The sequence below is a fragment of the Sphingomonas faeni genome (assembly GCF_040407505.1).
Classification (GTDB): domain Bacteria; phylum Pseudomonadota; class Alphaproteobacteria; order Sphingomonadales; family Sphingomonadaceae; genus Sphingomonas; species Sphingomonas faeni_E.
This window is the reverse complement of sequence record NZ_JAPZPQ010000004.1, coordinates 63821-85071: the sequence shown is the minus strand read 5'-3', so window position 1 is coordinate 85071 and position 21251 is coordinate 63821. Positions and strand designations below refer to the sequence as shown.

The following is a 21251-nucleotide window of genomic DNA, read 5'->3' as shown; positions in this document are numbered from 1 at the left end:
GAATTGCAAATCTTGCCGGTAAAATGGGTCAAGAACTGCGTCGATTTAAGCAGATAATATTTTCGCGCGAGCCGCCATCGACGACGATGATTTAGAACGACCGGCGCCGATATTTCGACGCCGGTCGAGGGATTTAACGGCAGCGGGTGTCGTTGCTGGAGCGATCCACCGCACGCCCGGCGAGCGCGCCGCCGGCCGCACCGAGTACGGTACCGAGCAAGCCCGAACCGCCGGGGGCGATGACGTTGCCAAGCACGCCGCCCGCGACTCCGCCGACGATCAGGCCGGTGGTGCCGTCGTTGCGGCGGCAATAATACCGACCGTCATTGCCACGATAGACGCGGTCGTTGCGCGATAAGCGGCGCTCGCGATACCGCGCATCGTCGCGGTAATAGCGACCGGCATCATAGCCGCCGTAGGCAGGATCGACGCGGTTATAGTCGTAGGAGCGATAGCGCGGGTCGACGCCGTAGCGGCTGCCTCCGTCGCCGACGCAGCCGGCAACCATGGTAGAGGCGGCCAGCAGGCCCAGCATCGCAACGCGCATTTCGTGTCCTTTCAGAGGGTTGATACTGGAAGCGTAATGATCGGCGCCGGCATTTGGTTGCCGACGCCTATCTCAGATCAATCCTTGAGGTTGGCGGGCACGGTGCCGCCGTTCTTTGCCAGCTCGCGCATCACGGCCTTGATCAGCCACATGTTCATCTCGGCGCTGCCGTCCTTGGCGCCCGTATAGCCGAGCTCGGTGGCAAGCTCCTTGCGGTTGTCGAGGCTCGAATCGAGATCGAGCAGCTTCATCAGGTCGACGATCGAGGTGCGCCAGTTGAGGTCGGAACCCTTCTTCGAGGCGATGCCCGAGAGGACGGCCTCGACGTCGACAGCCTGGGCGGGTGCTGCGGGAGCAGCCTGCGGAGTCGGAGCAGCGGGCGTTGGCGTCGGCGCGGGCTGTGCGGCAGTGGTCTGCGGCGCGGGAGCTGGTGCGTCGGCCTTGGGCGTGCCGAAATGGCCGCTGCCGAGCGGGCCCTTCTCACCGAAGATTGCGGACTTGATCTTGCTGAAGATGCTCATGGGGGTCCCTGTCGTATAAGAGTCTGACGGCGGGAGAACGCCCGATCGGGGATTTGGGTGCAGGCGCCGCGACCGGGGGCGACGGAACGTCCGGGCGCTGCGGCTGGCCGGGATCGAGACCCGCGCGCGCGCCGGGCGCCGGTGCGACCGGTTCGTCGCAGCCGAGAGGATCGAAACTCGCCGCCAACGTGGTGATGCGATCCGCGTCGGTGGCGCCGGCCGCCTCGGCGCCCGCTTCGTCGACGAGACCGCCGTCGATCGCATAGGCGACGAACCATGTATCGCGGTCGACGCCCTCGGTGATCGTCCGCTCGGCGATCTCGCGGTCGCGTGGCGCGTCGAGGATGATCGCCTCTTCGTCCGAACACTCGCGGCTGTACGTGTCTTCGCCGAACAGGCCGTCTTCGGTGTTAAAATACGGATCCGGCGGCGGAAAACAGGTCCGCCAGCCCTGCGAAATCGAGTCGAACCAGACCGGATGATCGCCGTCGCGACCATCCTGGTCAAAGTGAAGTACAGGAAGTGCAGACGCTGGCGCGCTTTCGACAGCGGGCCTCAAGTCCGGATCGAGCGCCGGATCGGGTGCCGGTTCGGCCGCGGGGCTCGGCGCCAGTTGCAGCAGTCCGGCGGCTTCGGCGCGCGACCATTGCTCGGCGGTCCAGTCGGCGCGGGCGGCGGGATCGAGATCGGTGAGGTCGATCCCGGAGGCTACGCCGGCGGCGCTGCGCAACCAGCGGTCGGCGCGGGCGAGCGCGAGGATCGGCGCCATCGCCGCTTCGGCTGCGCCTGGCGTTGACCCGGTTCCTGGCCCCGCTCCTGCCCCCGCCTGTATCGCGTCGGCGTCGAGACGTTCGCCGAGGAACAGGCCGGCGCGGGCGGGGCCGGCGTCGCGCGCGATGATGTCGAGGAAGGCGTCGAATTCGGCGGCGACCATGCGGGTGGCGGCGTTGGCGGTCTCGGTGGCGTCGGCGTGGCGATCGAGGCGGTTGAGCAAGGACATGGCGAGGCGGTTGTCGTAGCGGTGGCGCTCGATCACTTCGCCGTCCGGCCTGGTGACGCGCTCGGTCTGGCCGGCGATCGCGCGGAGGAAGAGGGTTTCGGCGACGATCGGTCGCGCGACCAGCTTGGCGGCGTCCCAGCCGAGCGCGAACGCAGCGCCTGCCGCGCGGCGACGCAGCGTGTAGGCGGCCGGGCGAGAGGTCGACGCTGGCGGTGGCTTCGTCGACGGTGGCGCCCTCGGCGATGCGTTCGAGGAAGCCGCGCTGGCGATCCGGGGTCCAGCCGTCGCTGCGCTGGGTGTAGCGGGTCGGGGTGGCTGGGATGTAGGCGCGCGGGGCGTGATCGGCTTGCGCGGCGGGGTCGGCTTGCGGGGGTGCGGGGTGATCGGGGGCGGTTTGCGAGGGGGTTTCGAGTTCGCCGGGTTGCTCGGTGGCTTGATCGATGCCGGGCTTCTGGAGAGCGGCGGTCACTTGCGCATGGTCCGGGCGAGCGCGGTCCAGCGGTCGCGGTTGGCGGCGATCTCGGGCGATACGGGGATGCGAGTGCCGATCCGGCCGGCGTCGACATGCGCTTGCCAGGCGATGACGTGGCGGACCGCGTCGGGGAGATGGTCGGGGATTGGGGGTTCGTAGCGCGGCCGCGGGGCGGGCGCGGCGCGCGTTGCGATATAGCATGGAGGCGGGTCGGCCGGGGTGGGTGCGTTCGCCATGATCGATCCTCGTTGCGGAGAGGACCGATCAGGTATGCCGGATCGGGGTGTGTAGGACAGCGGTTTCGTGGGGTGGTTGCGGGATGGCTCGGTGCCTGGACTGCGATCTTGTTCCCCCGCGCACGCGGGGGCCCAGGAGCCACGATCGCTGCCCTGCTTGATCCTGGGCTCCTGCCTTCGCAGGAGAACAAGGAGAGAGGTTATCCCCCCGTCATGTCGGACCCTTTGGCTTTGCTCAGGAGAGCCTTGTTCTGGCATCCACCGTTCCGCACAACGCCGCTATCAAGTTCGGTGGACCGTGGACCCCGGAACCAGTCCGGGGTGACGGAGCGGGGGTGGTGGCGTCGGGATTAGCGTCGACCGTTGGGCTTTTCCGATCCTCCCCCGCCAGGGGGAGGTGGCACCGCAGGTGACGGAGGGGGAGGGCACGGAACCTACGTGGTCGCCCCCTCCCCCTTCGTCTGGCGAGCGCCAGCCACCTCCCCCTGGCGGGGGAGGATCAGGAAGGCGTGTCAGCCGAGCGTCGAACCGCGATCCGCGGCGAACGACGGCGCCGGGCCGGTGGCGGGGCGCAGCGACTCGCGCTCGGCCTTGGTGGGGACCGCGGTGGGATCGGGGCGGAAGGCGTCCGGCGCGCGATCGGTCGCACCCGGGCGGGGCTTGCCGAGCGCGAGATCGGGCGCGGCATGCTCGGCGGGGTTGGCCTTCGACCGCAGGAACACCGCCAGCAACGCGCCCCCGAGACCGATCGCCGCGGCCCCGATCGACAGCGCGTTGATGCCGAACGTCTTGGCGTTTGGCTTGGGGCTGGGGGCGGGCTTGTGAGGGTGAGGCTTGGTCATGGGAATGTCCTTTGATGCAGCCTCGGAAACGGACGGTCGGTGGCAGGGGTTCCGCTTTGCGCCAGCGACCGAGATGCGTCCGTTACCGATGCGACTACCCTTGCTGAGCGTGATGCCACGCTATGCTCGCATTGACGGTGGCATTGTTGTAGTTACATAAAGGGTCGGATGTGGAGATCAGCTTCGACCTGGTAAAGCGCGCTTGGACGCTGGCGGAGCGAGGGCTCGATTTCGCCGATGCGGGCAAGGTGTTTGCGGGGACGGTGTTCGAGTTCGAGGACGAGCGCGTCGCGTATCCCGAGCGGCGATATTCGACGATCGGCATGCTCGAAGATCGCATGGTCGTGGTAATATGGGCCGATGCCGAAGACGGTCGGCGCGTCATATCGATGAGGAAGGCCAATGCCCGAGAACGCACGCGATTTGAACGCTACCTCGCTTGATCCTAACGACGACGCGCCGGAATGGACGGACGAGATGTTCGAACATGCGGAATTGGCGATTGGTGGAAAGGTGATCCGGCCGGCGACGGGCTATCTGGGGCCGAACGGCGTCGTGAAGGGCCGTCCGCCGCTGCGCGACCGCGCCAAGCAGCAGGTGACGTTGCGGCTCGATCCGGATGTGCTGGCGAAGTTTCGCGAAAGCGGGCCGGGGTGGCAGGGGCGGATCAATGCTGCGTTGCGGACGGCCGTGGACCTGTAGCAACATGCGACTCCACGGAGGCTAATATCGCTGCGGCAGCGTTCAAATAAATCGGCCACAAACAGAATCCACTGGCGCCGTTATCATGCCCGCTAAATTATCTATGGAGAGGAACGGCCAACATCTTCATAATAATGTACGTCAACGCTGCCAAGGCGGAGCCTGCAAGCACAATCAACAAAATGGTAGCGCCAAGAAGGAAAGACTGGATAGAACTACCAGATACGAATAACAGCAGACTGCAAATTGATAAGTAAGCCAGCCTCCAAATAGAAGATGATATAAGTTTTGGCAGCTCTCTAAATGATTTAGATCGGCGTAATATATCAAACGCGTCATTCTGCGCATGCGATATCAAAAACGTTCCAGCGGCTAACACAAACCCCAGTAGAGATACCGCAGCTCCGAATATACCAAGGGTAAAGATTTTCAGATCCGCCTGAGATAGCGCGATGAAAATTGTTCCATCAATATGGATTGCAATTAAGTGAACGACAACTGAGACAATTCCGAGCGCGTAGTCGTAAGCCAACCTATTTCTGAAATATGCGCCTGCCATAGCTCGTTAGCGACAGCCGCGGCCGCTAGCCGGCCTTTACGATCCCAATAAGCTTGTTCAATCAGCCGATAAGCATCCTCTGTTCGGATACTCCGGGAGCGCTCATGATTTTTCGGAAATATTTCGCTCGAAACTAGTTTTTCTTCGAGGATGTCGATGTATCGAGCGGTTGACGAGCCAGCCAGATAGCCCGTGGCCTTGAGCGTCCTAAACGACTCCCGCTCACGCGGTCTAATTTTTATAATAGAAGCAAGCGCTGTCGCTATCGGGAGAAGCTTATGAGAGGTCGGATCCGCCGCTAACGTTAAACTGACCCACTTGGAGGCACCTGCTTTAGCAGAGGCTTCGACCGCGGAGGCGATATTGTCATCTGCCTCTCTTAAAAGTTGCGAGGTCTCCGGCGGGACCTCGATTTCCAAAACTCTAACGTTCTCGAGTTGTGCAACAACTTCTACAATATCACGCTCGAAGAGCGGTAAAAAACGCGGAGGCGTCGGTAGATTGCCGCCCTTTTCAAAAAGATACATTCCCAATTTTGCGATACGAGGGCCATCGTGATTGAATTCGGCGGCCACATGACCGTCTTCAAAGACCACCAGATGGCAAACGTCAATCAATCCCGCGTCTTCACTAAGTTCTAGCGTTTCTAAATGGCCACCCCGCTCAACGTCAGGGAGCTGATCCTTTCTAGTTCGCCCAAAACGAAGCCGTAGCGGGTACTCTAACCGGTCTGGGTACCCTAGAAATCTGGAGTTCCCTGAGATATCCTTTTGATATCTACCAGTTTCGTTAAACGGCAGGTTTGCAATTCGTTGAAATGCGCCAGGAAGGTGCCCTTCGACCGCGCTGAAATGCTCGATCCGGAAAAAATGCACCTTTCGTGAGACTACTGCTTCGTCCCCTGCCATCTTTTTCCCCTTATTTCTCTCCCACCTTATCCATCTCGCCCCGCCCCTTCAACAACGGCGCAAGATACTTCCCCGTAAAGCTGCCCTTGGCCTTCGCGACCTTCTCCGGCGTGCCTTCGGCGACGATCTCGCCGCCCTTGACGCCGCCTTCCGGTCCCAGGTCGAGGACCCAGTCGGCGGTCTTGATGACGTCGAGATTGTGTTCGATCACGACGACCGTGTTGCCTTGCTCGACCAGCGCGTGGAGGACCTCCAGCAACTTGCGCACGTCCTCGAAGTGGAGCCCGGTGGTGGGTTCGTCGAGGATGTAGAGCGTGTTGCCGGTGGCGCGGCGCGAGAGTTCCTTGGCGAGCTTGACGCGTTGCGCTTCGCCGCCCGAGAGCGTCGTGGCCTGCTGGCCGACCTTGACGTAGCCGAGGCCGACCTCGACCAGCATTGCCATCTTGTCGCGGATCGGGGGGACCGCCTTGAAGAACTCGGCGGCGTCCTCGACCGTCATGTCGAGCACGTCGGCGATCGAATGCCCCTTGAACTTCACCTCGAGCGTCTCGCGATTGTAGCGCGCGCCGTGGCACACGTCGCAGGTGACGTAGACGTCGGGGAGAAAGTGCATCTCGATCTTGAGCACGCCGTCGCCCTGGCACGCCTCGCAGCGGCCGCCCTTGACGTTGAAGCTGAAGCGGCCGGGCTTGTAGCCGCGCGCCTGCGATTCCGGCAGGCCGGCGAACCAGTCGCGGATCTGCGTGAAGCTGCCGGTGTAGGTGGCGGGGTTGCTGCGCGGGGTGCGGCCGATCGGCGACTGGTCGATGTCGATGACCTTGTCGAGATACTGGAGGCCGGTGATCTTGTCGTGCTTGCCCTGGACGATTCGCGCGCCGTTCAGCTCGCGCGCGGCGGCGGCGTAGAGCGTGTCGATCGTGAAGCTCGACTTGCCCGAGCCGGAGACGCCGGTGATGCAGGTGAAGGTGCCGAGCGGCAGGCTGGCGGTGACGCCGCGCAGGTTGTTGGCGACCGCGTTGTGGACGGTGAGCTTCTTGCCGTTGCCCTTGCGGCGTGTTGCCGGGACGGGGACTTCGCGCGTGCCGTTGAGATAGTCGGCGGTGATGCTGCCCTTCGACTTGAGGATCTGCTTCAGCGTGCCCTGCGCGACAACCTGGCCGCCGCGGACGCCGGCGCCGGGGCCCATGTCGATGATGTAGTCGGCGGTGCGGATCGCGTCCTCGTCATGCTCGACGACGAGCACGGTGTTGCCGAGATCGCGCAGACGGCGGAGCGTCTTGAGGAGCATGTCGTTGTCGCGCTGGTGCAGGCCGATCGAGGGCTCGTCGAGGACATAGAGCACGCCGGACAGGCCGCTGCCGATCTGCGATGCGAGGCGGATGCGCTGGCTTTCGCCGCCGCTGAGCGTGCCGCTGGTGCGGTCTAGGTTTAGGTAGTCCAGGCCGACGTTGTTGAGGAAGCCCAGCCGCTCGACGATCTCCTTGAGGATGCGTTCGGCGATCGCGTTCTGCTGGTCGCCGAGGTGCTGCGGCATGTCGGTGAAGAACTGGAGCGCGTCGACCACCGAGAGATGCGTGGCGTAGGAGATGTCCTTCATCGCGATCTTGACCGCGAGCGCCTCGGGTTTCAGGCGCGCGCCGCCGCAGACTTCGCAGGGGGCGGCGGACTGGTACTTGCTCAGCTCCTCGCGCATCCAGGCGGAGTCGGTCTGGAGCATGCGGCGGTTGAGGTTGCCGATGACGCCTTCGAACGGCTTGGAGACGTCGTATTTCTTCTTGCCGTCGATGAAGGTGAGCGTGACGGGCTTGCCCTTCGAGCCGTGCAGGATGGTGCTCTGGACCTCCGGCGGGAGGTCGGACCAGGGCGTCTCGATGTCGAACTTGAATTCGCGTGCGAGGCTGCCGAGGACCTGCATGTAATACGGGCTCGGAGGGTTGGATTTCGCCCAGGGGACGACCGCGCCCTTCTTGATGCTGAGCATGTGGTTGGGGACGACGAGGTCTTCGTCGAACAGTAGCTTCTCGCCGAGGCCGTCGCAGGCAGGGCATGCGCCTTGGGGCGCGTTGAACGAGAACAGGCGTGGCTCGATCTCGGAGATGGTGAAGCCGCTGACCGGGCAGGCGAATTTCTCGGAGAACACGATGCGGCCGTCGGGGGCGTTGTTGCCGAGGATTTCGGACTTGGGGGTGTGCGGTTCGACCGGGTCGGCCGGGTCGACATAGGCGAGGCCGTCGGCGAGTTTCAGTGCGGTTTCGAAGCTCTCCGCGAGGCGCGTGGCAATTTCGCCGCCTACCACCAGGCGGTCGACAACGACTTCGATGTCGTGCTTGTACTTCTTGTCGAGCGCGGGGGCTTCGTCGATGTCGTGGATCGTACCGTCGATGCGGACGCGCGCGAAGCCCGCCTTCTGCCACTCGGCGAGTTCCTTGCGATACTCGCCCTTGCGGCCGCGGACGACGGGGGCGAGCAGGTACAGGCGCGTGCCCTCGGGGAGCGCCATGACGCGGTCGACCATCTGGCTGACGGTCTGCGCGGCAATGGGCTCGCCGGTCGCGGGCGAGTACGGGATGCCGACGCGCGCCCAGAGCAAGCGCATGTAATCGTAGATCTCGGTGACGGTGGCGACGGTCGAGCGCGGGTTGCGCGACGTCGTCTTCTGCTCGATCGAGATCGCGGGCGAGAGGCCTTCGATGTGGTCGACGTCGGGCTTCTGCATCAGTTCGAGGAACTGGCGGGCGTAGGCGCTGAGGCTCTCGACGTAGCGGCGCTGGCCCTCGGCGTAGATCGTGTCGAACGCGAGGCTCGACTTGCCCGAGCCCGAGAGGCCGGTGATCACCGTGAGCGTGTCGCGGGGGATGTCGATGTCGACGTCCTTGAGGTTGTGCTCGCGCGCGCCGCGTACGGAAATCTTTGTCAGCATGAGGCTGGTTCTACTTCTGTTCTGATCGGGAGACTAGTGGGAGAGATAGGAATGCATGAGGCCGGGTGCCAGTTCATCCGGGGCGATCGATTGCGCGACCGATTGCGCGACGGGCGATCGAGGCGTCGACTCGGCTTGCAACCGGGCGGCGTATTTTAGAGAACCGACGAACGGGATGCAGTGCAAGGGGATGATACGATGACGAGTATTTCCGGATGCCGCTGATGCTGGGGCTGGCCGCCGCCGCTGCGCTGGCCGAGCCGACCGCGGCCGTGCCGTTGACGCCGGTGAGCACGTGGAACGTCGATTATGGCGCGACCGCCTGCATGCTCGGCCGCACCTATGGCACCGGCAAGGCGGAGACGATTCTCGCGCTGCGTCGGCTGCCGCTGGCGTCGACGCTCGAACTGATGGTCTACACCAACGATCGTGGCGTAACGATGCGGCTGGGCCAGGCGAAGATCGGCATAGTCGGCGGGGGATCGGATGACAGCCGGTACGAGAGTTATCCGACCCAGGCTTCGGGGAAGCGGATGACGCGCATGCAGGTCGATGCCACGCTGTTCGAAACGCTGCCCGCCGATGCCGTGCTGCGCATCACCCCGGACAAGATGTCGGGCTGGGCGTTCGCGATGCCGAATGCGAAGGCGGCGTTCGAGGCCCTGGCCAAATGCAATGATTCGACGGCCAAGCAGTGGGGCATCGACCCGACCGAGCGCGCGAAGATCGCCCAGCCTGCCAAGGCGACGACGCGGCCCGAATACTGGATCGGACCCGACGATTACCCGAGGACGATCGTCGGCAAGGGCGCGCAGGGGACGTCGACGGTCCTGTGGACGATCGGCCTCGACGGGCGGGTTGCCGATTGCCGGCCCGTGGTGACGAGCGGCGAGGTCGAACTCGACAAGGCGGCCTGCAGCGCGATCCTGCGGCATGCGCGCTACACGCCCGCGCTTGGCTTCGACGGCAAGCCGATGGTCAGCCACGCGACACAAAAAGTGACGTGGCGATTGCCGGGCGCGTGGTCCGGCAACTGAGCCACCGTCACGGCTGGACGGGGCGAAGGCGCCGGGGTTGCACTCCGGTATCGGTGTATTATCTTGTTCGTACACACAGACGCGGAATGGTACAGAGGACGACATGGGCAAGAAGAAGGACGAGCGGAAGCGGCGTGAGCGCGAGGCTGAGATGGCGGCGGCTCAGGGTAACTCGGGTGATCGGCATGAGGGCCATGAGGACCATGCGCATGACGCGCACAAGCATGACGCGCACAGGCATGAGGGCCGGAAGCACGAGGGGCGCAAGCATGAAGGCGGCGCGCCGTTCGCGGGGATCGCTGCTACCATCGCGCGGCAGATGGGGACGCCGGTCGGGCGGCAGATGATCGCGGCGGGGCTGATGGCCGCGGCTACGGCGATCTCGAAGCATGATGCGAAGTCGAGTGCCCGGCCGACTCCTCCGACGCCGCCGACGCCCCCTGCCCCGCCTTCCCCTGCCTCGTCCTCGGCACAGGCTGAGCCTGCAGCGTCGAAGGTCGAGCCGGACGTGGCGGCCGAGCCGACCAAGTCGCAGGGCAATGGTCCGTTTGCCGGGGAGACGCGGGAGCCACCGCGGAGCGAGGCGAACGCGCTGCCGCCGGAGTTCGCGAAGGTGCTGGACTCGGTCACGGTCGGGTTGGAGCGATTGTTCGTCGGGTTCGGCAAGCCGACCGCGAAGAAGGACCCGCCTGCCGCTTGAGTGTGCAGGACCGCGACGCCGTGCGTGGCGTTGCGGCCCTTTCGGGGCGATCCAATACGCGCGGCTCAGGCTGCCTTTATGTAGATGGCAGGTTGGCGGCGGTCGCCCTTTGCCAGGTACATCGCGCGGTCTGCGCCGGCGATGAGGTCGACGATCGGCGTATCGGGCTCGCCCTCGACGACGCCGATGCTGACCCCGAGCGTGCCATGCGTGGCCATGCGCGGTGCCATGGCCTGCGCGAACCGGGTGGCGATACGGTTGCCGATCACGGTCGCCTGCGCCGCCGGGATGTCGGGCAGCACGCAGACGAACTCGTCACCGCCCCAACGGATCAGGTGGCCTTGTCGGCCGACGGTGTCGTGGGCGATCTCTGCAAAGCTGCGGAGTGCGGCGTCGCCGGCGGCGTGGCCGAACGTGTCGTTGAGCGTCTTGAAGCGATCGAGATCGAGCATCATTACCGTCAGCGTGCGTGGCGCATGGCGGCCTGCGAAGGTCTGCGCGATGCGGTCCAGGCCGGCGCGGTTGAACGCGCCGGTGAGCCAGTCGCGCTCCATCTGATCTAGCAGCAGGTTCTGGCCACGCTCGGCCTGGAGGATCAGGAGCGAGAAGGCGCGGAAGATGATGAAGGCGATCTGCCCCGCCGCGAGCCATGCGCCGAAGTCATCGTGACGACCGGTCAGCTGCGTGCCGATGCGGTCGCCGTAAGCTAGCCAGGCGCGGCCGAGGAACATCGGCACGGTGACCGCGAACAGCGCGGCGACGATCCAGCCGGTCTGTAGCGAGTCACCACGCGCGAGACGAATGGCGACGATCACCACGACGAGGTCGAACCCGGCGCGGATGACGCTGAGATAGGCGACGCGGAGGTGGAAATGCGCTGGGTCGTGCGTGAACCAGAGGGGCAGGCCAAGGACCGCGGCGGTCGCTAGCATCGACGTCAGGCGCGCGTCGGGACGGCTGAACTTCACGACCGCGCCGGCGATCAGTGCATAGCCCATCACCACCGCGGGGTTGCCGATGCTCAGCGCCCAGGGGAGGCCGATCCGATCGTTGAGCACCGCCATCAGCGCGCCGCACCCGGCGATCAGGTGGCCGGCGCCCCATAGCCCTGCCCACGATCCGAACCGACCGGTTGCCAGCGGGATGAGGTGGATGAACCCGGCGACCAGCATGCCGAAGCCTGCGACGACGTAGAGAGTAGAGAGATCGAGCGCCACGGAGACCTGCTTGTTCGTTCGTTACGCGGTCTAATAGGTTGGCTTTGCTAAGGATTGGTTCCGGTGGGGGGGGGGGGCGGAAGTTTGCGGATTTTGGGTTGGGCGGGGTGGGGGTGGTGCGATGAGGAGCCGGACACCGAAGGTGATAAGCGATGCTCAGGGCGTATGCGGTGGCGTGCCAAGAATGTTTCCCCGCGAAGGCGGGGATCCAGACTGGGCTCCCGCCTTTGCGGGAGAGCAAGGAGGCGGGCGGTATCGTTTGGGACGGAGTGGCTCTGGCTTGACGGACGTTTCGTGCACGCCACTCCAGATTGCGCCCAGTTGTTGCGTTCCCTCCCCCCGTCATTCCGGCGGACGTCAGGTCCCATGGTCGCGGACCGGGTGATGATGGGGCGATATCGCTGGGTCCGCCGTAACCGTGGGTCCCGGCGTTCGCCGGGATGACGGATGGGGGTGTGGGTAGGTGAATTTGAGAGGGGTGCGGAGCTTGGGGCTTGGTGTGGGTGATGCCGTCAAAGAACTCGCAGATCTGGAGCTTGTAACGGTTTACGCTAGCACTTGATCGCACCCCTGCCCTCCTAGCCTCCTAGCCTCCTAGCCTCCTAGCCTCCTAGCCCCCCGTCATCCCGGCGGACGCCGGGACCCATGGTCGCGGGCCGGGTAATGATGGGGGATATCGCTGGGTCCGCCGTAACCGCGGATCCCGACGTTCGCCGGGATGACGCAAGGGGTGGGTTGGGCTTTGCGGGTGGACGGGGCGTGGGCGAACTGGCGAACTGCGGCAACATCTATCCCCCCGATCGAACTTAACCGTCGCCCCCTCCTCCACCTTCGCCGCCTCGCCTGGACCTTCAACTCTCGCGCTGCAACGCAGAGAGGGCGCCAGTGGATTGCCACTGACGCCCTCTCGAACTTACTTCAGATGCGAAACCTTGCTTGGCCGGACAGGGGCAAAGCCCCTGTCGTCGGACGCGGCTTTTGGCCGCGCCGGCCGGTCCGACCGCCAGATGCTCGGCCGTAGCTTGCGCTACGGCCTTCGCGCGGTCGTACTCAGATATGGATGGGCTTGCCTTGCACCGCCATCGCCGCTTCCTTGATCGCCTCGGCATGCGTGGGGTGCGCATGACACGTGTAGGCGATGTCTTCGCTGGTCGCGCCGAATTCCATCGCGATGGCGGCTTCGGCGATCAGCGTGCCCGCCAGCGACGACACGATCCAGACGCCGAGGACGCGATCGGTCTTGGCGTCGGCGATGATCTTCACGAAGCCGTCGGTGTCGCGGTTGGTCTTGGCGCGGCTGTTCGCGGCGAACGGGAACTTGCCGACCTTGATCTCGGTCTTGTCGCGCGCCGCCTCTTCGGTGAGGCCGACACCGGCGATCTCGGGCATCGTGTAGACGACGCTCGGGATCACGTCCTCGTTGACGATGCCGGTCTGGCCGGCAATGTTTTCCGCCACCGCGACGCCTTCGTCCTCAGCCTTGTGCGCGAGCATCAGGCCGGGGATGCAGTCGCCGATCGCCCAGACGCCGTCGACCTTGGTGCGGAAGCTGTGGTCGGTCTCGATCTGGCCGCGCTTGTTGAGCTCCAAGCCGATGGCTTCAAGATTGAGGCCGTCGACGTTCGCCTTGCGCCCGATCGAGACGAGCACCGCGTCGGCGGTCAGCGTCTCGGATGCGCCACCCGCGGCGGGCTCGACGGTGACGGTCGCGACGCCGTCGGCGACCGTCACGCCGGTGACCTTGGTCGAGAGCTTCAGCTCCATGCCCTGCTTCTTGAAGAGCTTGGCGGTCTCGCGGCGGACTTCACCGTCGAAGCCGGGGAGGATCTGGTCGACGAACTCGACGACGGTGACCTTCGCACCGAGACGACGCCAGACGCTGCCGAGTTCGAGGCCGATCACGCCGCCACCGATGACGACCATGTGCTCTGGGACCTTGGGGATCTCGAGCGCGCCGGTGCTGTCGACGACGGTCTTCTGGTCGACCGTGACGCCGGGGAGCGGCATGACCGACGAACCGGTGGCGATGACGATGTTCTTCGCGGTGACCTTCTGGCCCGCGACGTCGACCGTGTGCGCGTCCTGGAACGCGGCCTTGCCCTTGAGCCAGGTCACCTTGTTCTTCTTGAACAGGAATTCGACGCCGCCGGTCAGTTCCTTGACGGCCTTGGCCTTCTCGGCGTGCATCTGGTCGAGATTCAAGGTGACGCCCTGGAAGTCGATGCCGAACTTGGTGAGGTGACCCCCCTTGGCCTCCTCGTAGATCTCGGACGCGTGGAGCAGCGCCTTCGACGGGATGCAGCCGACGTTGAGGCAGGTGCCGCCGAGCGTCTCGCGCGATTCGGCACAAGCGGTGCGCAGGCCGAGCTGCGCTGCACGGATCGCCGCGACGTAACCGCCGGGGCCCGCACCGATCACGAGGACGTCATAGTCGTAGTCAGCCATTCTTCATCTCCGTCGTTCTCCTGCGAACGCAGGAGCCCAGGGTTACGGGAGGCGCCGTTCGTGGTCCTGGACTCCTGCGTTCGCAGGAGAACGGGTCAGAAGAGCGTCTCGTACAAATCCTTCCAGTGCGGGTTGGTCTGTTCGATCAGATCGATCTTCCAGGCCCGCTTCCATTTCTTCATCTGCAACTCGCGTTGCCGTGCAGATTGTATGTCGTCACTCGCCTCGAACCACACAAGGAGGATGCAGCCATGCTCCTTGGAGAAGCCGTCGATCAGGCGGTTGCGGTGTTGGTAGGCTCTGGCGAGCAGGTCGCTGGTGACGCCGAGGTAGAGCGTTCCGTCGCGGCTGCTCGCCATGAGGTAGACGAAACCGGCTCTCATGTTTTCCTGCGTACGCAGGAATCCAGGGTTACGTGGCGCTGTGCCTGGAACCCTGGGCTCCTGCGTTCGCAGGAGAACGAGGAGCCGTTGTGGGTCAGAGGTCGATCAGGATGCGCGTCGGGTCTTCGATCGCGTTCTTGAGCGCGACGAGGAACGTCACGGCTTCGCGGCCGTCGATCAGGCGGTGGTCGTAGCTGAGCGCGAGGTACATCATCGGACGGATGACGATCTGGCCGTTCACGACGACCGGGCGCTCCTCGATGCGGTGGAGACCGAGCACGGCGGACTGCGGCGGGTTGATGATCGGGGTCGACATCAGCGAGCCAAACACGCCGCCGTTCGAGATCGTGAAGGTGCCGCCCTTCATCTCGTCCATCTTGAGCGCGCCTTCCTTGGCGCGCTTGCCGAAGTCGCCGATCGTCTTCTCGATCGTCGCGACCGACATCTGGTCGGCATCGCGGATCACGGGGACGACGAGGCCGCCCGGCGACGAGACCGCGACCGAGATGTCCGCATAGTCGTGATAGACGATGTCGTCGCCGTCGATCGACGCATTGACCGACGGGATGTCGCGCAGCGCCATCGTCGCGGCCTTCACGAAGAAGCCCATGAAGCCGAGGCGGACGCCGTGCTTCTTCTCGAACAGGTCCTTGTACTTGGCGCGCGCCTCGATCACCGCGGTCATGTCGACGTCGTTGAACGTCGTCAGCATCGCGGCCGTGTTCTGCGCTTCCTTGAGGCGCTTGGCGATCGTCTGGCGGAGGCGCGTCATGCGGACGCGCTCCTCGCCGCGACCCGAAGCGGCGGCGGGGGCTGCTGCCGGTGCGGGCGCTGCGGCGGGAGCAGGCGCGGGCTTGCTCGACGCGGCGGCGGTCACGTCTTCCTTGGTGATGCGACCGTCGCGGCCGGTGCCCTTGACGGTGCCGGGGTCAACGCCGTGCTCGAGCACCGCGCGGCGGACCGACGGGGAGAGCGCGGCGGGCGAGTCGCTGGTGCCGGCACCGGGCTGGTCGCCGTACCCTGCGCCGGACTCGTCCTTGGCTGGTGCAGCGGCTGGCGTTGCTGTCGCGGCGGGTGCGGGCGTAGGGGCCGACGCGGCGGCGCCGTCACCGGAGTCGATCGTGGCGAGCATTGCGCCGACCTGCACGGTATCGCCGACCGCGACGGCGTGCTGGCCCATGACGCCGGCGACCGGCGACGGGACCTCGACCGAGACCTTGTCGGTCTCGAGGCTGGCGATCGGCTCGTCGACCGCGACGGGGTCGCCGGGCTGCTTCAGCCACTCGCCGAGGGTGGCTTCGGTGATCGATTCACCCAGGACGGGGACGGTGACTTCGGTTGCCATGTTTGCTTCTACCTTTTGTGCTCCTGCGGACGCAGGGGCCTAGGGTTACTCTGCCGGACCCTGGGTTCCTGCTTTCGCAGGAAAACAGGGTCCGGGTTCAATCAGTTTGCGCGGGTGCGGCGGATTTCGTCGCGGACGGAGTGGCCGAGCGCGTCGGCGACGAGCGCCCCCTGTTCGGCCTGGTGACGCTTCATCAAGCCGGTCGCGGGCGAGGCCGAGGCGTTGCGCCCCGCATAGCGCGCGCGCTTCACGCGGGAGTCGACCGTTGCCAGCGCCTCCTCGATCAGCGGCTCGACGAAGAACCAATAGCCGTTGTTCTTCGGCTCTTCCTGCGCCCAGACGATCTCTTCCAGGTTCGGCATCCGTGCGACGCGCTCGGCGATCGGGTTGCCGGGGAAGGGATAGAGCTGTTCGACGCGGACGATCTGCGTGTCGGTGTCGCCCGCCGCATCGCGTGCCTCGATCAGGTCATACGCGACCTTGCCGGTGCACAGGACCAGACGCTTCGTATCAACGTCGGCGGCCGGATTGGTATCCGACAACAGGCGGCGGAAGTGGCTGTCGCCCTGGAAATCCTCGGCGTTCGAAACGGCCAGCTTGTGACGCAGCAACGACTTCGGCGTCATCACGATCAGCGGCTTGCGGAAGTTACGGTGCATCTGCCGGCGCAGCAGGTGGAAATAGTTCGCTGGGCTGGTGCAGTTCGCGACCTGGATGTTGTCGTCCGCGCACGATTGCAGGAAGCGCTCGGGACGTGCCGAGCTATGCTCAGGCCCCTGCCCTTCATAGCCGTGCGGGAGCAGCATCACGAGGCCGTTGGCGCGAAGCCACTTCGACTCGCCGGACGTGATGAACTGATCGATCATGATCTGCGCGCCGTTGACGAAATCGCCGAACTGCGCCTCCCAGAGGACGAGCGTCTTCGGGTCGGCGAGCGCGTAGCCATACTCGAACCCGAGCACGCCATATTCGCTGAGCGGGCTGTCGAGCACTTCGAAACGCCCGTGCTCGATCTCCTGCAACGGCACGTACTTGTGCTCGTCGGTCTGGTCGACCCAGACGGCATGGCGCTGCGAGAAGGTACCGCGGCCCGAATCCTGGCCGGACAGACGGACGCCGTACCCTTCCGAGAGCAGGCCGCCGAATGCGAGCGCCTCGCCTGTCGCCCAGTCGAAGCCCTTGCCCGACTTGAACATCTCGCGCTTGGCATCGATCACGCGGTTGAGCGTCTTGTGGATCTTCACGCTGTCCGGGATCGTGGTCAGCGTGCGGCCGAGCGAGTCGAACAGCTTCGTGCTGAGACCCGTCTCGACGTTGCGGCGTGCCGACGCGCCATCGGTGGGCGCGCTGAGGCCGGTCCAGCGACCGCCGAACCAGTCGGCCTTGTTGGGCTTGTACGACGACCCGGCTTCGAACTCACCCTCGAGGCGGAGCGTGAACTGCTTCACGTTCTCGTCGATCCAGGGCTGGTCGATCACGCCTTCCTTGATCAGGCGATCCCCGTACACCGAGCTGACGCCGGGGTGCTTGCGGATGATGTCGTACATCAGCGGCTGCGTGAAGGACGGCTCGTCGCCCTCGTTGTGGCCGAAGCGGCGATAGCACCACATGTCGATCACGATGTCGCGGTGGAACTTCTGGCGGAATTCCATCGCCATCTTGGTCGCGAAGGTGACCGCCTCGGGATCGTCGCCATTGACGTGGAAGACCGGCGCCTGGACGCCCTTGGCGACGTCCGACGGGTAAGGCGACGAGCGCGCGAACTGCGGCGAGGTCGTGAAGCCGACCTGGTTGTTTATGATGAAGTGGACGCAGCCGCCGGTGTTGTAGCCGCGGATGCCGGAGAAGCCGAGGCACTCCCAGACGATACCCTGCCCCGCGAACGCCGCGTCGCCGTGGATCAGCACGGGCAGGCTTGCCACGTGATCCTTGAGATCGTTGTTAAGCGTCTGGATCGCGCGCGTCTTGCCAAGCACGACCGGGTCGGCGGCTTCGAGATGCGACGGGTTGGCGACCAGACTCATGTGAACCTTGTGGCCGTCGAACTCGCGATCGGTGCTGGTACCGAGGTGATACTTCACGTCGCCCGAGCCGCCGATGTCGTCCGGATTGGCCGAACCGCCGGCGAATTCGTGGAAGATCACGCGCAACGGCTTGGCCATCACGTTGGCGAGCACGTTGAGGCGACCGCGATGCGCCATGCCGATGACGAGCTCGCGGACGCCCATCTGGCCGCCATACTTGATCACGCTTTCAAGCGCAGGGATCATCGACTCACCGCCGTCTAGCCCGAAGCGCTTCGTGCCAACGTACTTCTTGCCGAGGAACTTCTCCCACTGCTCGGCTTCGATCACCTTGGTGAGGATCGCCTTCTTGCCGTCGATGGAGAATTCGATCGCCTTGTCCTGGCCCTCCATGCGCTCCTGGAGGAAGCGGCGCTCCTCGACGTCGGAGATGTGCATGTATTCGAGGCCGACATTGCCGCAATAGTTCTTGCGCAACGTGTCGACGAGCTCGCGGATCGAGACCCATTCGAAGCCCATCGTGCCGCCGAGATAAACCTTCCGGTCGATGTCGCCGTCCGAGAAGCCGTGATATTCGGTCTTCAGATCCTCGGGCATCTCGCGCTTGGAGAGGCCGAGCGGATCGAGGTTGGCGGCAAGGTGGCCACGGACGCGGTAGGTGCGGACGAGCAGCTGCGCGCGGATCGCGTCGGCTGCAGCCTTGGCGATCTCTTCCTTCGAGACGGGTGCGGGCGCTGCTGCGGCGGGGGCCGGCTTGCCGCCCTTGCCGGGCTTGGGCGCGGGCTCCATCTGGGTCGGATCGAGCGCTGCGGTCAGGTCATCCGTGGTGGTGAGCGGCCAGCGGGCGCTCTCCCAGCTCGGGCCCTGCGCGGAACCTTCGAGACCCTCAAAGAACGCGCGCCAACCGGATTCGACCGAGGCCGGATCCGCGTTGAACTTAGCGTAGAGCGTCTCCACGAACGCCGGGCTGACGCCGGCTGCGATATCGCTGAAATCCTGGCCTTCGTAGCCCATCACAACCGTCCTCTTTGTGTCCCCGCGAAGGCGGGGACCCAGACTGGGCCCCCGCCTTCGCGGGGGAACAATCTTACTCTAACTTAGCCCTTCAACACGCTCAGCAGCGTCTCGCCGAGCAGGCTGGGGCTTTCCGAGACCTTGATCCCGGCAGCTTCCATCGCCGCGATCTTGCTCTCCGCGTCGCCCTTGCCGCCCGACACGATCGCGCCGGCATGGCCCATGCGACGACCAGGAGGCGCCGTACGACCGGCAATGAAGCCTGCCATCGGCTTCGATCGACCGCGCTTTGCTTCGTCGCGGAGGAACTGTGCCGCCTGCTCTTCTGCGTCGCCGCCGATTTCGCCGATCATGATGATCGACTGCGTCTCGTCATCGGCGAGGAACAGCTCGAGCACGTCGATGAAGTTCGTGCCGTTGACCGGATCGCCACCGATGCCGACCGCGGTCGTCTGACCAAGGCCTGCGTTCGACGTCTGGAACACCGCCTCATAGGTGAGCGTGCCTGAACGGCTGACAACGCCGACCGAGCCCTTCTTGAAGATCGAGCCGGGCATGATGCCGATCTTGCACTCGCCGGGGGTCAGCACGCCGGGGCAGTTCGGGCCGATGAGCCGCGACTTGGAACCCGACAGCGCGCGCTTGACCTTGACCATGTCGAGCACCGGAATGCCCTCGGTGATCGCGACGATCAGCTCGATCTCGGCGTCGATCGCCTCAAGGATCGAATCGGCGGCGAAGGGGGGCGGCACGTAGATGACCGACGCGGTCGCGCCGGTCATCGCCTTGGCTTCGGCGACGGTGTTGTAGACGGGGAGGTCGAGGTGCGTGGTGCCGCCCTTGCCGGGCGTGACGCCGCCGACCATCTGCGTGCCGTATTCCAGCGCCATCTTGGTGTGGAAGCTGCCGGTTTCGCCGGTCATGCCTTGCGTGATGACCTTGGTGTTCTTGTCGACGAGGATGCTCATCTTGTCTCGTTCCTTACCACCCCGGCGAAGGCCGGGGCCCAATTGGGAAAGCGGTCATGGTCGTGCGATGCGATCGTAAAGGTCGTCCCAAGAGGGATTGAAACCGTTGATCTCACGCAGCTTCCAGTCTCGCTTCCACTCCTTCATGTGCAGCTCGCGCTGCCGGGCGGCTTCCCAACTACCGGCTAACTCATACCAGACGAGCAGCTTGCAGTCGTATTTCTTCGTGAACCCGGCGGCGACGGCGTTGCGGTGTTCCCACACGCGCTTCGCCAGGTTCAGCGTCGAGCCGAGGTAGATCGTGCCATTAAACCCACTTGCCATGATGTAGACGAACGCTTGTTCTTCCATCAGCGGGGCCTTCCCAATTGGGCCCCGGCCTTCGCCGGGGTGGTACGATCCTTACCTCACCTCAAATCAGTTCAATTCTTCAAATCAGTTCAGCGAACCATCGATGCCTTTGCAGGCCACGATCAGCTCCTTGACCGCATCGACCGACACGGTGAGGTTCTGCTTCGCTTCATCGTCCAGCTTGATCTCGACGATCTTCTCGACGCCGCCAGCCCCGATCACCACCGGCACGCCGACATACAGATCGTCCAAGCCGTACTCGCCCGACACATACGCCGCCGCCGGAAGCACGCGCTTCTGGTCGTACAGATACGCCTCCGCCATCGCGATGCCGCTGGTCGCCGGCGCGTAATAGGCCGAGCCCGTCTTCAGCAGCGCGACGATCTCGCCGCCGCCGCCGCGCGTCCGCTTGACGATCGCGTCGATCTTTTCCTGGCTCGACATGCCCATCGCGATGAGATCGGGAACCGGGATGCCCGACACGGTCGAGTAGCTGATGACCGGGACCATCGTGTCGCCGTGGCCGCCGAGCACGAAGCTGGTGACGTCCTTGACCGAGACCTTGAACTCGTCGGCGAGGAAGTGGCTGAAGCGCGAAGAATCCAGCACGCCGGCCATGCCGACGACCATGTGGTGCGGCAGCCCGGAGAATTCGCGGAGTGCCCACACCATCGCGTCGAGCGGGTTGGTGATGCAGATCACAAACGCGTTCGGGGCGTTGGCCTTGATGCCCTCGCCGACGGCCTTCATGACCTTGAGGTTGATGCCGAGCAGGTCGTCGCGGCTCATGCCGGGCTTGCGGGCCACACCGGCGGTGACGATGATGACGTCCGCGCCGGCGATGTCGGCGTAGTCGTTCGAGCCGGTGATCTGCGAGTCGAAGCCTTCGACCGGGCCGCACTGCGACAGGTCGAGTGCCTTGCCCTGGGGGATGCCCTCGGCGACGTCGAACAGGACGATATCGCCAAGGCCCTTGAGTGCTGCGAGGTGCGCGAGCGTACCGCCGATGTTACCGGCGCCGATCAGCGCGATCTTCTTGCGAGCCATTCCAATCCGTCTC

At 64.9% G+C, this 21251-nt stretch carries 19 protein-coding genes; 4 read left to right on the top strand and 15 right to left on the bottom strand.

The window, feature by feature from the left end; genetic code table 11:
• Positions 1–133 precede the first annotated feature (133 nt).
• From O6X71_RS13520 to O6X71_RS13500, 5 genes are all read right to left on the bottom strand, one after another.
• Positions 134–547, bottom strand: coding sequence for a glycine zipper 2TM domain-containing protein (locus O6X71_RS13520; protein WP_156362209.1), 414 nt, complete (start codon positions 545–547; stop codon positions 134–136).
• A gap of 77 nt (positions 548–624) precedes the next feature.
• Positions 625–1068: a DUF3597 domain-containing protein gene (locus O6X71_RS13515; protein WP_353466323.1), complete on the bottom strand. Its 444-nt coding sequence runs from the start codon at positions 1066–1068 to the stop codon at positions 625–627.
• The gene (locus O6X71_RS13510; RefSeq protein ID WP_353466322.1) at positions 1028–2104 is read right to left on the bottom strand and encodes a hypothetical protein; all 1077 of its coding nucleotides are present in this window, start codon (positions 2102–2104) and stop codon (positions 1028–1030) included. Before O6X71_RS13510 ends, O6X71_RS13515 begins: the two co-directional genes overlap by 41 nt.
• Positions 2105–2533: 429 nt before the next feature.
• Positions 2534–2776: a hypothetical protein gene (locus O6X71_RS13505; RefSeq protein WP_353466321.1), complete on the bottom strand. Its 243-nt coding sequence runs from the start codon at positions 2774–2776 to the stop codon at positions 2534–2536.
• A 512-nt stretch (positions 2777–3288) separates the two neighbouring features.
• Complete coding sequence (locus O6X71_RS13500; protein WP_353466320.1) at positions 3289–3618, bottom strand: hypothetical protein; 330 nt, start codon at positions 3616–3618, stop codon at positions 3289–3291.
• Positions 3619–3788: 170 nt separating this feature from the next.
• On the opposite strand from O6X71_RS13500, the gene O6X71_RS13495 reads away from it, so the two are divergent.
• Together O6X71_RS13495 and O6X71_RS13490 are read left to right on the top strand one after the other, a co-directional pair.
• On the top strand, positions 3789–4061 hold the full coding sequence (locus tag O6X71_RS13495) for a BrnT family toxin (protein ID WP_353466319.1): 273 nt from the start codon (positions 3789–3791) through the stop codon (positions 4059–4061).
• Positions 4021–4320: a BrnA antitoxin family protein gene (locus tag O6X71_RS13490; RefSeq protein ID WP_353466318.1), complete on the top strand. Its 300-nt coding sequence runs from the start codon at positions 4021–4023 to the stop codon at positions 4318–4320. Before O6X71_RS13495 ends, O6X71_RS13490 begins: the two co-directional genes overlap by 41 nt.
• A 483-nt stretch (positions 4321–4803) precedes the next feature.
• On the opposite strand, the gene O6X71_RS13485 is transcribed toward O6X71_RS13490, so the two are convergent.
• Together O6X71_RS13485 and uvrA are read right to left on the bottom strand one after the other, a co-directional pair.
• On the bottom strand, positions 4804–5787 hold the full coding sequence (locus tag O6X71_RS13485; protein ID WP_353466317.1) for a hypothetical protein: 984 nt from the start codon (positions 5785–5787) through the stop codon (positions 4804–4806).
• Between the two features lie 10 nt (positions 5788–5797).
• Positions 5798–8707: an excinuclease ABC subunit UvrA gene (uvrA, locus tag O6X71_RS13480; RefSeq protein ID WP_353466316.1), complete on the bottom strand. Its 2910-nt coding sequence runs from the start codon at positions 8705–8707 to the stop codon at positions 5798–5800.
• A 215-nt stretch (positions 8708–8922) separates the two neighbouring features.
• Here uvrA and O6X71_RS13475 point away from each other — a divergent pair, with 215 nt between their 5' ends.
• On the top strand, positions 8923–9744 hold the full coding sequence (locus O6X71_RS13475; protein WP_353466315.1) for an energy transducer TonB: 822 nt from the start codon (positions 8923–8925) through the stop codon (positions 9742–9744).
• Positions 9745–9847: 103 nt separating this feature from the next.
• Entirely contained in the window at positions 9848–10444 is a 597-nt protein-coding gene (locus O6X71_RS13470; protein WP_353466314.1) for a hypothetical protein, read from the top strand.
• Positions 10445–10509: 65 nt separating this feature from the next.
• Here the strand turns inward: O6X71_RS13470 and O6X71_RS13465 are convergent, their stop codons facing one another.
• The 8 genes from O6X71_RS13465 to mdh all read right to left on the bottom strand — a co-directional run bounded on the left by O6X71_RS13465 (position 10510) and on the right by mdh (position 21238).
• A complete protein-coding gene (locus tag O6X71_RS13465; protein ID WP_353466313.1) occupies positions 10510–11661 on the bottom strand; it encodes a GGDEF domain-containing protein in 1152 nt (383 codons plus the stop codon).
• Between the two features lie 1050 nt (positions 11662–12711).
• Positions 12712–14106, bottom strand: coding sequence for a dihydrolipoyl dehydrogenase (gene lpdA / locus O6X71_RS13460; protein WP_353441149.1), 1395 nt, complete (start codon positions 14104–14106; stop codon positions 12712–12714).
• Between the two features lie 95 nt (positions 14107–14201).
• Positions 14202–14489 carry a GIY-YIG nuclease family protein gene (locus O6X71_RS13455; RefSeq protein ID WP_353466312.1) on the bottom strand — a complete coding sequence of 96 codons (288 nt, stop codon included), beginning with the start codon at positions 14487–14489 and terminating at the stop codon, positions 14202–14204.
• A gap of 94 nt (positions 14490–14583) precedes the next feature.
• On the bottom strand, positions 14584–15834 hold the full coding sequence (odhB, locus tag O6X71_RS13450) for a 2-oxoglutarate dehydrogenase complex dihydrolipoyllysine-residue succinyltransferase (protein WP_353466311.1): 1251 nt from the start codon (positions 15832–15834) through the stop codon (positions 14584–14586).
• Positions 15835–15935: 101 nt separating this feature from the next.
• The gene (locus O6X71_RS13445) at positions 15936–18872 is read right to left on the bottom strand and encodes a 2-oxoglutarate dehydrogenase E1 component (RefSeq protein ID WP_353466310.1); all 2937 of its coding nucleotides are present in this window, start codon (positions 18870–18872) and stop codon (positions 15936–15938) included.
• Between the two features lie 83 nt (positions 18873–18955).
• Entirely contained in the window at positions 18956–19840 is an 885-nt protein-coding gene (sucD, locus tag O6X71_RS13440) for a succinate--CoA ligase subunit alpha (protein ID WP_056047458.1), read from the bottom strand.
• Between the two features lie 54 nt (positions 19841–19894).
• On the bottom strand, positions 19895–20191 hold the full coding sequence (locus O6X71_RS13435; RefSeq protein WP_353466309.1) for a GIY-YIG nuclease family protein: 297 nt from the start codon (positions 20189–20191) through the stop codon (positions 19895–19897).
• An 84-nt stretch (positions 20192–20275) separates the two neighbouring features.
• Positions 20276–21238, bottom strand: a complete 963-nt coding sequence (gene mdh, locus O6X71_RS13430; protein ID WP_353466308.1) for a malate dehydrogenase — start codon at positions 21236–21238, stop codon at positions 20276–20278.
• Positions 21239–21251 lie beyond the last annotated feature (13 nt).